The organism is Rhodococcus sp. 114MFTsu3.1 (assembly GCF_000383555.1).
Lineage (GTDB): Bacteria > Actinomycetota > Actinomycetes > Mycobacteriales > Mycobacteriaceae > Rhodococcoides > Rhodococcoides fascians_E.
Map to the genome: position 1 here is coordinate 67,910 of NZ_KB911557.1, position 14,594 is coordinate 82,503.

General features: G+C 63.6%; 13 protein-coding genes and 1 pseudogene. 3 read left to right on the forward strand and 11 right to left on the reverse strand.

Features of this window, described 5'->3' with window-relative positions; genetic code table 11:
- Positions 1–10 precede the first annotated feature (10 nt).
- Positions 11–2,221, reverse strand: a complete 2,211-nt coding sequence (locus H292_RS0121785) for an MMPL family transporter (RefSeq protein ID WP_020112723.1) — start codon at positions 2,219–2,221, stop codon at positions 11–13.
- 128 nt (positions 2,222–2,349) lie between these two features.
- On the opposite strand from H292_RS0121785, the gene H292_RS0121790 reads away from it, so the two are divergent.
- Positions 2,350–2,964: a TetR/AcrR family transcriptional regulator gene (locus H292_RS0121790; protein ID WP_027498973.1), complete on the forward strand. Its 615-nt coding sequence runs from the start codon at positions 2,350–2,352 to the stop codon at positions 2,962–2,964.
- Here H292_RS0121790 and H292_RS28630 read toward each other — a convergent pair.
- The 3 genes and pseudogenes from H292_RS28630 to H292_RS0121800 all read right to left on the reverse strand — a co-directional run bounded on the left by H292_RS28630 (position 2,961) and on the right by H292_RS0121800 (position 3,990).
- Complete coding sequence (locus H292_RS28630; protein WP_230594088.1) at positions 2,961–3,212, reverse strand: DUF3253 domain-containing protein; 252 nt, start codon at positions 3,210–3,212, stop codon at positions 2,961–2,963. The two genes, H292_RS0121790 and H292_RS28630, sit on opposite strands and share 4 nt — an antisense overlap.
- Positions 3,213–3,227: 15 nt before the next feature.
- Positions 3,228–3,356, reverse strand: a pseudogene (locus H292_RS28635) (DUF2256 domain-containing protein); the annotation flags it as partial.
- 19 nt (positions 3,357–3,375) lie between these two features.
- The gene (locus H292_RS0121800) at positions 3,376–3,990 is read right to left on the reverse strand and encodes a TetR/AcrR family transcriptional regulator (protein ID WP_371828051.1); all 615 of its coding nucleotides are present in this window, start codon (positions 3,988–3,990) and stop codon (positions 3,376–3,378) included.
- Between the two features lie 86 nt (positions 3,991–4,076).
- Here H292_RS0121800 and H292_RS0121805 point away from each other — a divergent pair, with 86 nt between their 5' ends.
- Complete coding sequence (locus tag H292_RS0121805; RefSeq protein ID WP_020112725.1) at positions 4,077–5,429, forward strand: cytochrome P450; 1,353 nt, start codon at positions 4,077–4,079, stop codon at positions 5,427–5,429.
- Here the strand turns inward: H292_RS0121805 and H292_RS0121810 are convergent.
- Entirely contained in the window at positions 5,422–6,285 is an 864-nt protein-coding gene (locus tag H292_RS0121810; RefSeq protein WP_037188943.1) for an alpha/beta fold hydrolase, read from the reverse strand. The two genes, H292_RS0121805 and H292_RS0121810, sit on opposite strands and share 8 nt — an antisense overlap.
- A 37-nt stretch (positions 6,286–6,322) precedes the next feature.
- Positions 6,323–6,619: an antibiotic biosynthesis monooxygenase family protein gene (locus tag H292_RS0121815; RefSeq protein ID WP_020112727.1), complete on the reverse strand. Its 297-nt coding sequence runs from the start codon at positions 6,617–6,619 to the stop codon at positions 6,323–6,325.
- Between the two features lie 73 nt (positions 6,620–6,692).
- Here H292_RS0121815 and H292_RS0121820 point away from each other — a divergent pair, with 73 nt between their 5' ends.
- Entirely contained in the window at positions 6,693–7,004 is a 312-nt protein-coding gene (locus H292_RS0121820; protein ID WP_020112728.1) for a hypothetical protein, read from the forward strand.
- A gap of 29 nt (positions 7,005–7,033) precedes the next feature.
- Here the strand turns inward: H292_RS0121820 and H292_RS0121825 are convergent, their stop codons facing one another.
- The 5 genes from H292_RS0121825 to H292_RS0121845 form a co-directional block, all read right to left on the reverse strand.
- The gene (locus H292_RS0121825) at positions 7,034–9,439 is read right to left on the reverse strand and encodes an ATP-dependent Clp protease ATP-binding subunit (protein WP_020112729.1); all 2,406 of its coding nucleotides are present in this window, start codon (positions 9,437–9,439) and stop codon (positions 7,034–7,036) included.
- Positions 9,440–9,592: 153 nt separating this feature from the next.
- The gene (locus H292_RS0121830; RefSeq protein ID WP_027498974.1) at positions 9,593–10,468 is read right to left on the reverse strand and encodes an SCO6745 family protein; all 876 of its coding nucleotides are present in this window, start codon (positions 10,466–10,468) and stop codon (positions 9,593–9,595) included.
- Positions 10,469–10,479: 11 nt separating this feature from the next.
- Positions 10,480–12,762 (reverse strand): ATP-binding cassette domain-containing protein, encoded by a 2,283-nt coding sequence (locus H292_RS0121835; protein ID WP_020112731.1) that lies wholly within the window; start codon positions 12,760–12,762, stop codon positions 10,480–10,482.
- 125 nt (positions 12,763–12,887) lie between these two features.
- Positions 12,888–13,901, reverse strand: coding sequence for a ferredoxin--NADP reductase (locus tag H292_RS0121840; RefSeq protein WP_020112732.1), 1,014 nt, complete (start codon positions 13,899–13,901; stop codon positions 12,888–12,890).
- Entirely contained in the window at positions 13,898–14,590 is a 693-nt protein-coding gene (locus tag H292_RS0121845; protein WP_026348235.1) for a TetR/AcrR family transcriptional regulator, read from the reverse strand. The genes H292_RS0121840 and H292_RS0121845 overlap by 4 nt, the downstream gene beginning before the upstream one ends.
- Positions 14,591–14,594 lie beyond the last annotated feature (4 nt).

Consider the following 14,594-nt stretch of genomic DNA (forward strand, 5'->3'; position numbering starts at 1 on the left):
GATCCTGAGGTCAGCTGTGTGCAGGTTCCGGAGTTCTCGCCGGGGCCAGCTTGTCGTTCAAGCCTTCGCCTTCGACGTCGAGGTTCGGCAGGACTCGGTCCAGCCACTTGGGCAACCACCACATCTTGTCGCCGACGATGGCCATGACGGCCGGGACGATCATCATGCGGACCAGGAACGCGTCGGCGAGAATGCCGATGGCCAAGGCGAATCCGATGGTCTTGATGATCACCTGGTCGGTCAGCGCGAAGCCGGCGAAGACGCCGAACATGATGACGGCTGCCGCGACGACGACGCGAGCACTGTGCTGGAATCCGACGATCACGGCCTGCTTCGCGGGGGTGCCGTGGACGTAGGCCTCTCGCATGCGGCTGACGAGGAACACCTCGTAGTCCATGGCCAGACCGAACAGGATGCCGGTCAGCAGCAGCGGGAGGATGAACACGACGGGTGACTGGGTGTCGACGCCGATGAGGTTCGCCAACCAGCCCCACTGGAACACTGCCACCGTCGCTCCGAGCGAGATGCCCACGGACAGCAGGAATCCGAGAGCAGCCTTGAGAGGCACGAGGATCGAGCGGAAGACCAACATCAGCAGGATGAAGGCGAGCCCGACGACCACAGCCAGGTACAGCGGGAACACCGAGGTGAGTTCGTCGGCGATGTCGACTCCCACTGCCGTCTGTCCGGTGACCAGGGCACGGGCGCCGGTTTCGGCGGGCAGGTCCGACATCGTGTCGCGGATCGTCGAGACCAACTCTTTGGTGGCAGCGTCGGACGGTGCGCTGTCCGGAATGATCTGCACCGTAGTGAATCCGACTGCAGCAAGCTGGGGTTCGAGTACCTCGGCGACTGGAGGCACGATGGTCGAGATGTCGGTGCCGATTCCTTCCAGCTTGTCGACGGCGGTGCCGACGGCCGCGACGGGATCCGCAGCACCTTCGGTGTCGACGACGACGACGAGGGGACCGTTGGCGCCGGGGCCGAAGTTGTCGGCGATGGTGTCGAACGCGACGCGGTTGTCACTGCCGGTGGGGGCGGTACCGTCGTCGGGCAGTGCCAGTTCCATCGAGGCGATGGGCAGCGAGACCACAGCGGCGACAAGCAGACCTGCGACGAGCGCGGGCCATTTGAACGCGCTCACCTTCTCGACCCACCGCTGCCCGTTGGTGCGTGTCTCCGGGTTCTCGGGATCGACGGTCTTCAGGCCTTTGATCTTCCCTCCGAGGACCTTCCTGCCGGCGAAACCGAGGATCGCGGGCAGCAACGTCAGTGCGACGAGCACGGCGATGAACACCATGAAGGCGCCGCCGACGCCCATCTGCGTCAAGAATCCGATCCCGCACACCGAGAGTCCGGCGAGCGCGATGATGACGGTCAGTCCGGCGAAGATGACCGCCGACCCGGCAGTGCCGACGGCTTTGCCTGCCGCTTCCTCCAGTGAATGTCCCTGTCTGACTTCGCTTTGGTAGCGGGACATGATGAAGAGCGCGTAGTCGATTCCTACGGCGAGTCCGAGCATCGTGCCCAATGCGGAAGTGACCGAGCTGAGTTCGACGAATGCGCCGAGGACGGTGATGCCCATGATGCCGATTCCGACACCGATGAGTGCCGTCAGCAGGGGCATGCCTGCGGCGACGAGCGATCCGAAGGTGATGGCCAGGACGATGATCGCGACACCGATGCCGATCAGTTCTCCGAGGGGAACCTCTCCCATGGCCGTGACGGCGTCGCCACCGACAGCGACGGTGAGTCCTGCGTTTTCACCGACCGTCTTCGCCTCGTCGAGAGCGGTGCGGTCCGCGTCGACGAGATCGATAGCCGGCGTCGTGTAAGTGACGGTCGCGTAGGCGGCCCGACCGTTCTCCGAGATGGTGCCCGCGGTGAACGGATCCGTTGCCGACGCGACGTGCTCGGACTGGACCGACGCGATGGCGTCGGCGACTGCGGTTCGATTCGATGGTTCCGTCAGCGACTGGCCTTCGGGCGCTTCGAACACGATGCGTGCGGTTGCACCGTCTGCGGATTCACCGCTGCGCTCGGAGATGAGCGAGAAGGCTTCGGTGGACTCGATGCCGTCGAGCTCGAACGAGTCGGACGTCTGGGTGTTCAACGTGGACGCGCCGAGCACTCCGAGCAGCAGTAATACCACCCAGACGCCGGCGACGAGTTTGCGATGCAGGAAGGACCATCGGCCCAGCCTGAACAGTTGCCATGCCATGGGTGGCACCTTTCGATTGGAGGTGATCTCTGATTGAGAAGCGTAAACCTACTTGGTAGTGACTACCACATATCTGACCCGTGACGGTAGTCACTACCGGAAAGGGGGCAGCTGCTACATTGCTGAGCATGGGGTTACGTGAAGTGCACGCGGCGCAGACGCGTGAGTTGATACTCGACGCGGCATTCTCGCTGTTCCTCGATCGCGGATACGAGAAGACGACGATGGAAGAGATCGCGGCCAAGGCCGAGATCGGCACGACCACGTTGTACCGGTATTACCCAACGAAGGACCTACTGGTCGTCGGACCGTTGGAGCTCAACGGGCAGATGGCGGACGAGCTGCGTTCGCGCCCCGAGGGCGAGCCACTGGAGGTGTCGTTGGGCCATGCGCTCCGTGCGCTGCTCCTCACGCCTCGGGCGGGCAGTGAGCGCTTCGTGCAGATTCAGCAGATTCTGGACGTGACGCCGTCGCTCACGACACGGCTGTTCGAGCAGTACATGCACGAGCGCGTGATGCTCGAGCAGGCGGTCGCCGACAGGCTCGGACGCCCGCACGACGACCTGTACAGCAAGGCGACTGCCCGGATGGCGACGATGGTGCTCGAGCTCGTCGGCGAAGGAAGCCCCATGCGCGAGCTGGGTGACGATGCCGAAGCGCTGCCGCGGATCCTGGGAAACTTGAAATCAGTGATGCAGCAGTTGCATTCGGAACCCCCATTGCTCCCGCGGTTGGACGACTAGCGCGTCCAGCGAATCCTGATCGGGCCCTTGGCTGTCGACGGATCCACGACCGAACCTTTCTGGGTGATCTGAACTTCCCCGGCGTCGACCAGGCGGCGTGCAGCTTTGCGCACCGGCTCCATCAGGTCTCGCCAGTCGTTCTCGGACATCGCGCGCGCTACGTCCGACGGACAGATCGTCGAATCCCGCGAGCGGGCGTCGAGCAGCTCCCGGATCTTGTCCTCCAGCTGACGGTCCGTCGCGCTCACCTTGTGCCGCCGGCAGGAATCACTGCAGTACTTGATGTCATCCCAGTTCTTCTCCCACTTCTTGCGCCACTCGATGCGCCGCCCGCACGACGCACAGGTCTTGTCCGCGGGTGTCGACTGCTTCGGTCGACGAGTGTGGGCCACTTTCGCGACTCTAGCTTTTTCAGCGATGCGTCGTCGCGACGAACTGGCGTGTTGCGGCGTCGACGATCTGTGACGGGGTCACGTCGATCTCGTCGTTCAACCAGGCGACGACGAGTTCGGCCAGGCCTCCGATGAACAGGAGGCCGGTGATCTGCGACTCGGGCTCGGGCAATGCGTGGTCGCCGTAGAGTTCGTGGGCTTCTGCGGCGACGAGGCGGGCGAATTCACGCATCGACTCCCGGCGATGCGTGCGCAGCGACTCGACGGCCGAGGACTCGATCATCGCGACGCGGCCTTTGCGTCGATCGTCGGTGAGGACCGTGACGAACGCGGTGATGGCGTGTCGGACCTGTGCTTCGACGCTGTCCGCGGGGGAGTGGAGTGCGTCCAGGGCTGCGGTGCGGATCTCGTCGGACACCGCGTCGACGACGTTGCGCAGTAAATCGTCTCGGCTGGTGAAGCTCTCGTAGAAGTAGCGTTCGGTGAGTTTGGCCTGTGCGCAGATCGCCGTCATGGTTGCGCCGTTGGCTCCTGAGGCCGCGAACACCTCCAGCCCAGCTTCGAGTAGGCGTGCCCGACGGTCGGCGGCACGGTCGTCGGCGCTCATGCCTGCGTATCTGCGGGTTGTCGACATGAGTAGATGTTGACAGACGCGAGAAGTGTGACGCACACTACAGTTATCTGACAGGGCTCCCTGTCAGATCGAGGAAGGTCTGGCGAATGGCACGAATCCTGGCGGAACCACCGGCTCGATCCCCGTTGAAAGCAGTCTCCGGTGACGGGGGACTGCCCGTCGTCGGTCACACGCTCGAATACATTCGCGATCCCCTGACTCTGTTTCGTAGTCGATGGGACAAGTACGGCGACGTGTCGTGGCTGACGATGGCCGGGCAGCGATGGATCACCGTCCTCGGGCCGGACGCATGCCAGGAGGTCCTGCAGAACAAGGACAAGGCGTTCGTCAACAGCGACGGGTGGTCGCTGCTCATCGGCCCGTTCTTCCACGGCGGGCTCATGCTGTTGGATTCCGACGAGCACCTGCGACATCGACGAATCATGCAGCAGGCGTTCACCCGTGAGAGGCTCGTCAGATCGGTCGACTCTCTCAATCCGGTGGTCGCCTCGGGGCTCGACGGGTGGCATGCCGGTGACGCCGTACAGGTCTATCCGGCACTGAAGGCGCTGACTCTCGACGTCGCGACGTCGGTGTTCATGGGGGGAGCCGAGAACAGCAGCGATGCCGAGATCGACGTCGTGAACGCAAGTTTCGTGGCCTGCGTCCAGGCTGCCACGTCGATCGTTCGATACCGCCTACCCGGGACTCGATGGAAGCGTGGGCTCGACGGACGGAAGGTGCTCGACGACTTCTTCCGGCGTTATCTGCCTGCGCGTCGCGCCCGCGAGACCGATGATCTCTTCTCCGTTCTCTGTCACATCGAATCCGATACGGGTCAGCGTTTTTCGGACGACGAAGTGGTTGACCACATGATTTTCTTGCTGATGGCGGCGCATGATACCTCGACCATCACGCTGTCGACGATGATGCAGTATCTCGGGCAGCATCCGGAGTGGAGGGAGAAGTGCCGAGCCGAATCGCTTGCGCTGGAAACGGAGTCGCCGACGCTGGATCAACTCGACGAACTGGTGAGCGTCGACCTGGTCATGAAGGAATGCCTGCGCCTCGTGTCGCCGACTCCCGTCGTGGCTCGTCGCGCTGTGAAGGACACCGAGGTGCAGGGAAAGTTCGTCCCCGCCGGAACATACGCATCCGTAGCCCCGCACTTCACTCATCACATGGCGCAGTACTGGCCGGATCCGGAGAAGTTCGATCCGGACAGGTTCTGTGCAGATCGACGCGAGGACAAGGTTCATCGCTACGCGTGGGAGCCGTTCGGCGGCGGAGTGCACAAGTGCATCGGAATGTTCTTCGCCGGAGCGGAGATCAAGACGATCATGCATCATCTGTTGCTCCGATTCGACTGGGAAGTCGACCCGAGTTACGTTGCACCACTGAACTTCACGTCGCTGCCCTTCCCGGAGGACGGGCAGCCCGTGAAGCTCCGGCTCAGGTGAGGCGGCTCTTCAGCCATCCGACGATGTCTGCGGTGACTTCGTCCCTGTTCGTTTCGTTCAGGATCTCGTGGCGGGCTCCTGGGTAGATCTTCACCGTCACATCGCTGAGCCCGGCCTCGCGGTAGCGCGCGGCCAGTTGTTCGATCAGCTGTCCGCCGCCGGCCAGCGGGTCGTCGGATCCCGACGTGATCAGCAGCGGCAGATCGGACCGGATCTCCTCGAGCTCGTGCGGATCTGCAAGCTTGTCCGCCTCGGTGAACAACGCGGGCACCGTCGCCGCGGGCAGGTCGAAGCCGCACAGCTCGTCGGCGACGTAGGCGTCGACTTCCGACTCGTCGCGCGACAACCACTCGTATCCGGTGCGGTGCTCGAAGGCGCTGTTGAACACGCTGAGATCACCGGCCGGGGCGTCGACCATGCCCGCGGCGAGCACATCGAGGGGGGTAGAGCCGGACAGGACCACGCCCTCGTACAGATCGGACCGCTCGATCAGAACATGTTGGGCAGCAAACGAACCCATCGAGTGTGCAAAGAGGAACAGAGGTAGGTCCGGGTACTCGTTCAACAGGTGCTCGCCCAGTTGTTCGATGTCCGCCCACAGCGCAGGAAAGCCCAGTGCCCCCAGATCGCCCGGTGTCTGCTCGATCGACGCGCCATGGCCTCGATGATCGGATGCCACGACGTGAAACCCGGCGTCGTTCAGCGCCCCGGCGAAGCGGGCGTATCGACTGCCGTGCTCGGCAAGACCATGGGCTATCTGAACGACACCACGAGCAGGCGTGACCGCTGTGGGCCAGGTATTGGTGCTGATCTCGAGCTGATCCTGCTTCGAGGTGTACGACGCTGCAGTGGGCACTGGTTGGTCTCCTTCGGTGCTGAGGGGTGCATCCATGCTAGGCCCGAAGAACCGGCGAGAAGTGCTCGACGACCGGAAACGGATCGTAGAAATGATGCAGCAACGCCTTCCACTCCTGGTACTCCGCTGATCCGCGGAAACCCTCGGTATGGGCTTCGAGGGTCTCCCATTCGACGAGCAGAAGGTAGACCCCTGGTTGCTCCACGCCGCGCGAGAGTCGCAGGTTCATGAACCCTGGCATCGCCGAGATGATCGACTTGGCGTGCGCAAAAGCGGTCTCGAATTCCTCCGAGCGATCGGATGTGACGTGAAGTAGAGCATGTTCAAGAATCATCTGCTCATCTTTGCCGCAGTGCGTTGTACTCTGCCGGTCGGGGAGTGTCGTCGATGGCGCTGGTGGGGGATCAATGGAACAGAAGCCGTCGTTCGTGTGGCTGTGGCGGGAATCGCTCGTGGTGAGTGCTGTCGCGACCTACGGGGTGTGCGAAGGGACTGCGATTGTTGTCCTCTGGGTCTTGGCGGCAATGAATGGGGTGTTCTCGCCGGAGACTGCAGGGGCGGCTGTTGCCCTCGTCCTTGTTTGGGGAACCTGGTACTTCGTCATGGTCGGATGGATTCTGATCCTTGTTGTTTCGCTGCTGGTTGCGTGGGTGCGCTACGTCGTAGCGGTACGCAGGTATCGGCGGTGGACACAACGTGAGAAACCCTCCCGCGCCTGACTGCACGGGAGGGTTTCGACGGAGTTGCGCTACGCCACGTTCAAGGCGAGTTCGTCGTCCGCGACGTCGACCGATACGCTGCCGCCTTCGGTGAGGGCATCGTCCAGGAGCAGGTCGGCGATCTTGTCGTCGAGTGCTCGCTGGATCGACCTACGCAACGGCCGGGCACCGAATTCGGGCTGGTGACCGTTCTTCGCCAGCCAGTCGACGGCCGAGTCGCTGAACGTGATCTCGATGCCCTTGGCCGAGAGACGTTCCCGGCTTTCGGCGAGCATCAGATCGGTGATGCGATGCAGTTGCTCGGTATCGAGCTTTCGGAACACCACGATTTCGTCGATGCGGTTGAGGAACTCCGGTCGCATCGATTCACGGAGGCGTCCCATGACTCGCGCACGCAAGGGCTTCTCGTCGAGGACACCGGTGTTGAATCCGGTGCCGCCGGACTTGCTGGAGATGATGTCCGAGCCGAGGTTGCTGGTCATGATCACCACGGTGTTCCTGAAGTTCACCGTGCGGCCCTGACCGTCGGTCAACCTGCCGTCGTCGAGCACCTGGAGAAGTGTGTCGAACACGTCGGGGTGGGCCTTCTCGATCTCGTCGAGCAGCACCACCGAGTACGGATTGCGCCGCACCTGCTCGGTGAGCTGGCCGGCTTCGCCGTAACCGACGTATCCGGGAGGTGCACCGACGAGTCGACTGACGGTGTGGCGTTCGCCGAACTCGCTCATGTCGAGGCGCAGCATCTTCTTCTCGTCACCGAACAAAGACGAAGCCAAGGCTTTCGCGAGTTCGGTCTTGCCGACGCCGGTCGGACCGAGGAACAGGAAGCTGCCGACGGGACGGTCCGGATCGCTCATGCCGGTCCGGCTGCGCCGCACCGCACGGGCGATGGCCTCGACGGCCTCGTCCTGACCGACGACGCGCTCGTGCAGTTCGGATTCCAGACGCCGTAGACGTTCCTTCTCCTCCTGCGTCATCTGGCTTGCCGGGATGCCGGTTGCCCGCGAGACGATGTCGGCGATGTCCTCGGCGGACACCTCGGGTGCATCGTCATCGGATTTTCCGTTCAGGCGGTCCTGCAGCCGCTGTGCTTCGTCGCGAAGCTGAGATGCGCGCTCGTAGTCTTCCTTCTCGATGGCCGTCGCCTTCTCGACTTCCACTGCGGCGATCTTCTTCTCGATCGCGTCGACGTCGATGCTCGGCCTGGCGAGTTGCTTGCGGGCACCCGCCTGATCGATCAGGTCGATGGCCTTGTCCGGGAGGAAGCGGTCACCGATGTAGCGATCGGAGAGTTCGACGGCGGCACTGATTGCCTCGTCGGTGAAGGTGACACCGTGGTGCTCCTCGTACCGACTACGCAGCCCGGTGAGGATGGCCTTGGCGTCGTCCACGCTCGGCTCGGGAACCGTCACCGGCTGGAACCTGCGTTCGAGGGCGGGGTCCTTCTCGATGTTCGTGCGGTACTCGTCCAGGGTGGTGGCGCCGACGATGTGCAGTTCGCCGCGAGCGAGCTTGGGCTTGAGGATGTTTCCGGCATCCATGGCGCCCTCGGCGCCTCCGCCCGCGCCGGCGATGGTGTGCACCTCGTCGATGAACACGATGAGCTCGTCGGAGTGCGCGACGATCTCGTCGATCACCTTGGTCAAGCGCTCCTCGAAATCACCGCGGTAGCGGGTGCCCGCGACCATGGACGACAGGTCGAGTTGCACGATGCGCTTGCCCGACAACCGATCGGGAACGTCACCGTCGACGATGCGCTGAGCCAACCCTTCGACGACGGCAGTCTTGCCGACACCTGCCTCGCCGACGAGGACCGGGTTGTTCTTGGTGCGACGGGAGAGGATTTCGATGGTCCGCGCGATCTCGTCGGAACGGCCGATGACCGGGTCGATACCACCCTCGCGCGCACGCTCGGTCAGATCGACGCCGTACTTGTCGAGCGTCGGCGTCTCGGACTGCGACTGCGGTTCCACGGAACCACCCTTCAGTGCGGTCTGCAGGCCTTCGGGAGTGATGCCCTCGTCCGCAAGCAGCCGGCCGGCGATGTGCTCCGGATCGGCGGCGAAGGACAGGAACAGGTGTTCGGGATCGATGTACGTCGAACCGAGGCTTTGTGCGATGTGGTGAGCCTCGAGAATGGCGGTTTTCAAGGTGCTGCTCAGGGTGGTGGCGCTGACCGAGGTCTCGCGCGCCTGGGGGAGCCGAAGCTCCACGGCGTCCGCCACCGAGTCGGGTGTCGCACCCGCGCGCTGCATGAGGTCCTGGGTGGGGTCGTTCTTCGCCATGACGTGCAGAACGTGCAGTGCATCCAATTCTGCATCACCGCGACCGGCAGCGAACGTGGCTGCATCTCCGATGAGCGACTGGGTAGCCGTGCTCATCAAACGGCTGATGTCGATACGGCGGGGACCCTGCGGACCCAGGTATGCCGGCATTCGTTCCTCCTACTGCAAGGTTGAGCGTCTTCGGCTCAATTAACGTGCTCGCGACGATATCAATTCCCTCCGACAAGAATAAATTCCCCCGGGCAGCGCGAAGCCCCGCCGACCACGGTCGACGGGGCCTCGTGCTCCGAGACGCTCGGTCGATCAGCTCTTCTTCTTGGTGCCGGGCAGAATGCCCGCATCGATGACGGCCTTGACGTACGGGCGGACACTGGTGACCAGGGCTTCCGCGTCGGGCACGTTCTTCCAGATCGACGACGCCAGCGCATCGGTCCTGGCTTCGATGTGCGCGTCCTGTTCGACGCCTCGATCGGTGAGGGCTTCTCGCCCGTCGGTGGTCGTGAGCAGTCCGCGGGAGGCGAGACGATCCGCGGCGGCGGCCCACTCCTCGTCCGACCACTGGCGGGTGAGTTGGGTGATGCGCTTGCCGAGCACTCGTCGAGCTTTCGGGTCCGGATGCTCCGCCTCGTGGAACACGACGGCTTCCGTCGGATCGAGTTGGGCGTCGACGAGTGCGGCCAGGTGACCGTCGCCTCGCCATTCGCGGATCACGGCGATGGAATGCCACAGCGCCAGATGTGGTGCGTCCGGTCGCTGTGTCGAGTGCCATGCTGCAGACAGTGGCCGACCTGCGAAACAGGCGGTGTCGCCGATGTCGCGCAGTTGATCGGCCACACGGGGGAGATCGGGGTCGGACACCAGTTCGCCCAGTGCGTCGCCGAGGACGGTGTCGAGCATGGTCCAGCGGCGTTCGGTGATCTTCTCCAGCCCGGCGTCGACGGCGGCCGGCCACACGCGCTCGATCAGCGCGGGATTGAAGTTGTAGAACGTCGCCGCGACGACACTCGCCGCGGTCTCACCGAGCGGTGCGGCACGCGACCCGACGTACCACGCGTGCCCGTCCAACCCGGCGTCCGCGGAGACCGTCTTCAGCAGGGGATTGAAATAGGCGGTGATGTGAAACGGCTCGAACGTCGTGTAGGCGGCGCGGGCCAGGGCGGTCGATGTGTCGCTGCTCATGATCACCGAACCTACCTGCCGTCGGGTCGGCGCCTCAGGCTCTTGGCGAGATGGACACCTGTGTGCGTGTCGGTGTTCACCAGATCCGCGATCGTTCCGGTGAACACGACCTCACCTCCGCCCAGACCGCCGTCGGGTCCGAGATCGATGACCCAGTCGGCCGCTGCGACGACGTCGAGGTTGTGCTCGATGACGATCACGCTGCGGCCCTCGTCGACCATGCCGGACAACAGTGCGATGAGATTCGAGACATCCGACGGGTGCAGGCCGGTAGTGGGCTCGTCCAGGACCAGGATGGGAGACGACCCGACCAGTTCCGTCGCGAGCTTGAGGCGCTGACGTTCTCCACCGGACAACGACGAAAGATTCTGGCCCAGCGAGAGATATCCGAGGCCGACGTCGGAGCACCGGTGCAGGATGTCACGAATCTTCTTGACCTCGAAGAAGTCCTGCGCGTCCTCGACGGACATCTCGAATACGTCCGCGATACTGACATCGTCGACGGTGTGCCGGATCGCTCCCGGCCGAAAACGCCGTCCCTGGCACGTTTCACAGGTACTGGACACCGGGTCCGTGAACCCCAGATCGGTGAAGATGATGCCGCTGCCCTGACAGTCGGGGCAGGCACCGTCGGAATTGGGAGAGAACAGAGACGCCGGCTGGCCGGTCTTCTTCGCGAAGTACGCACGGATGGGGTCGAGGAGTCCGGAATACGTTGCGGGGGAGGAGCGCCGTGACCCGCGGATGGGCGATTGATCGATGATGACGGCGTCGGGTGCGACCGAACGCAGATGACCGTGGATGAGACTCGATTTCCCCGACCCCGCGACGCCGGTGACGGCTGTCAGAACGCCCAGTGGAATGTCGGCACTGAGGTTTCGGAGGTTGTGGGTGTCGGCACCGGTGATGTGCAGGTAGTCGGTGGGTGTTCGTGGAGCGGAGATGGAGTGACCGTCGCGGCGGAGCGCGCTACCTGTTCTGGTGTCGGCGGCCACCAATTCGTCGTAGGTTCCTTCGAACACCACGTTCCCGCCGGTTTTGCCTGCGCCTGGGCCTATTTCGACGATGCGATCGGCGATGGCCATCACTTCAGGATCGTGCTCGACGACGAGGACCGTGTTTCCCTTGTCTCGCAGCGCAAGGAGCATGTCGTTGAGGCGGTGCACGTCGCGTGGGTGCAGGCCGGTGGTCGGCTCGTCGAACACGTAGAGCATGTCGTTGAGCGTCGCGCCGAGGTGGCGCACCATCTTGATGCGCTGAGATTCGCCCCCGGACAGGGTCGACGTCGCTCGGTTCAGACTGAGATAGCCGAGCCCGAGATCGACGAGCCTGCGCAGTTGCAGCACGATCTCGTCACGGAAGGTGTTCAGTTCCCTCAGGTTCCATCCGGCAATGCGCTCGGCGAGTTCGGACACTTGCATGGCGAAGGCGTCGGGTAACGACAGTCCGTGGAGGGTCGCGCCGCGGATGGTCTCGTTGTAGCGGGTGCCGCCACATGCCTCGCACTCGCCGCGTGTGACGATCCGGTCGAACGCTGCCTTCGCTTTGCCCTTGAGTGCATCGGCATCCTTCGACAGATAGCTGCGGCGAAAGCGCGAAACGATTCCTTCGTAGCTCTTCATGAGGGCCTCGGTGTTGACCACGTCGACCTCACCGGGCTTGGCATCGAAGAAGATGTGGCGTTCACGGGCGGAGTACTGCTCGACGGGAACGTCCAGATCGAACAACCCGGAGTCGGCGAACACCCGGTACGGCCACTTGCCCGGCTCGAAGTCCGGGTGCTTGAAAGGGCCTTCGCGCAACGACTTCGATTCGTCGACGAGTTCGTCCATGTCGATGATCTTCGCTTCCCCGAGTCCCTCGCATTCGGGGCACATGCCGGCCGGGTCGTTGAAGGAGAACGCGTTCGCGTAGCCGATCGACGGCGTCACCCCGCGGGACCACAGCATGCGCAGCCAGTCACCGATGTCGGTGATGGTGCCGACGGTCGACCGGGGCCCTCCGAACAGACGCTTCTGGTCGACGATGACGACGGCGGAGAGGTTGGCGATCAGATCGGCATCGGGTCGGCCGTAGGACGGAAGGAACGTCTGGGCGAATGCGGTGAAGGTCGAGTTGATCTGGCGCTGCGCTTCGGCGGCGATGGTGTCGAACACCAACGAGGATTTGCCGGAACCGGAGACTCCGGCGAACACGATGAGCCGACGTTTGGGTAAGTCGAGGTCCACGCCGTGCAGATTGTTCTCGCGTGCGCCTCGAACGAGGATGGTGTCTAGTGCTTCGGCCGTGGTCATCGCGTGTAGTTGCCTTTCGCCGGTCGAGTGAACGACCAGTCTACCGTACGCTGTACGTTAGGCGTTCCTGGTTTTCGCCGATCGACTCCCGATCCTCCCTTCGACGGATGTGCGCCGGGCTACGATCAGAATTCGACTTCCAGGTGCTCGCTCGTCGGTGTCGCCTGGCACGCGAGTATGTAACCGTCGTCGAGGTCGTTCTCGGTGAGTGCCGTGCCGTCCCCCGGCTCGACTGTCCCGGATTTCAACGTGCATGCGCAGGAACCACATTCGCCCTCTCGGCATGAGTAGGGTGCGTCGATTCCTGCGTTCAGCAGCACGTCGATGAGTGTCGACTCGGCGGGCCACGTCAACGAGTGCTGTTCGCCGTCCAGTTCGACGGAGACAGTGGATGCCCGACCGGACGGGGCGGCCGCAGGCGCCAGCGTGAACGGGTCGCCCGTCAAGGAGGCGAACCGTTCGACATGAACGTGCCCGACACCGAGATCCTGCAGCGCGGATTCGACCGCAGCCATGAACGGGCCGGGGCCACAGATGTATGCGTGCCTGTTCGTATAGGCGGTGGCGAATTGGCGGAGGTCGTCGTCGGTGGGGATACCACGTTCGGACTCCAGCCAGTGTTCGACGACGATTCGTCCGCGATAGCGCTCTTGGAGGCCGGTAAGTTCTGCGTCGAAGATGATCGACTCTCGATCGCGGTTGGCGTAGAAGACCGCGACTCGGGAGTCCGAAGACTCCAGTGCCGACTTCAGAATGGAGATGACCGGCGTTACTCCGCTGCCCCCGGCGAACAACACGAGATCGTGCTCGAACGAGGCAGGACCGAACGTGCCGCTCGGGGGAAGCACGCGCAGAACCGAACCCGGCTTGACGTTGTCGCACAACCAGTTCGACGCGTACCCGTCGCGCGTGCGTTTGACAGTCACCTTGGGATGGATGTCCGTAACCGGTGAACTGGCCAGTGAGTAGCACCGGGCCACGAACTCGGTGCGTTCGCTCGGCACACGAAGGGTGAGGAACTGCCCGGGGGTGTAGGGGATCTGCGTATCGAACACGATCGACACCGCGTCCGCCGTCTCCTGGACGACATCGAGGATGGTGAGTTCCGAGCCCAGAGTGCGGACGGTGGGATCGGTCATGTCGTGGTCCTGAACGGAAGGGTCTGGTACCAGACCTCGCCCAGAATCCGGCCGAGCTCGTCGATACGTTCGCGCTTCGGTGTGCTGGCCGGGAGCCCGATGTGGACGTAGGCCAACTGCTCGGTCATGCACCCGAGCGTTTCCGCGAGCAGCTCGAAATCTCGGTTCTCGATCACGTCGGATGCGGCAAGACGTTCCAGCCACCGCTGGGTGCGGGCGACGTAATCCGATCGGAGGTTCAGCCACAACTGCTGAAAGCCTTCGTTTGCGCTGGCCGCGGCTGCCTCACGAAGCAAGCGCAGCATGTGTCGGTGACGCGAATACGTCTGCAGGTAGGTCGTGTTCACCTCGATGAGAGAGTCGAGTTCGCCGTGGGCACGGTCCGGCCGCCCGCGCGAATTTGACAGATCCGCGAGCGCCGGCCGCAACGCCGCGAGAAACACGTCGTCGAGACCGGTGAAGTGGCGATAGAAATTCCCCTGCGCGGTGTCGGCGCGGTGCGTGATGTCGGAGATGCGTGTCCGCGTGTAGCCGTACTCGGTGAAACACTCGGTCGCGGCCGCGACGATCTTGTCCCGGGTCTGCTCGCCCCGACGATTGGCCCGCTTCGGGGAGGTCGGGGTGTTCTCGACGAGGCCGGCCCGGGTGAACTCGGCGTCGATTCCGGTGGTTGCCGCATTCTCTGTCATGTCG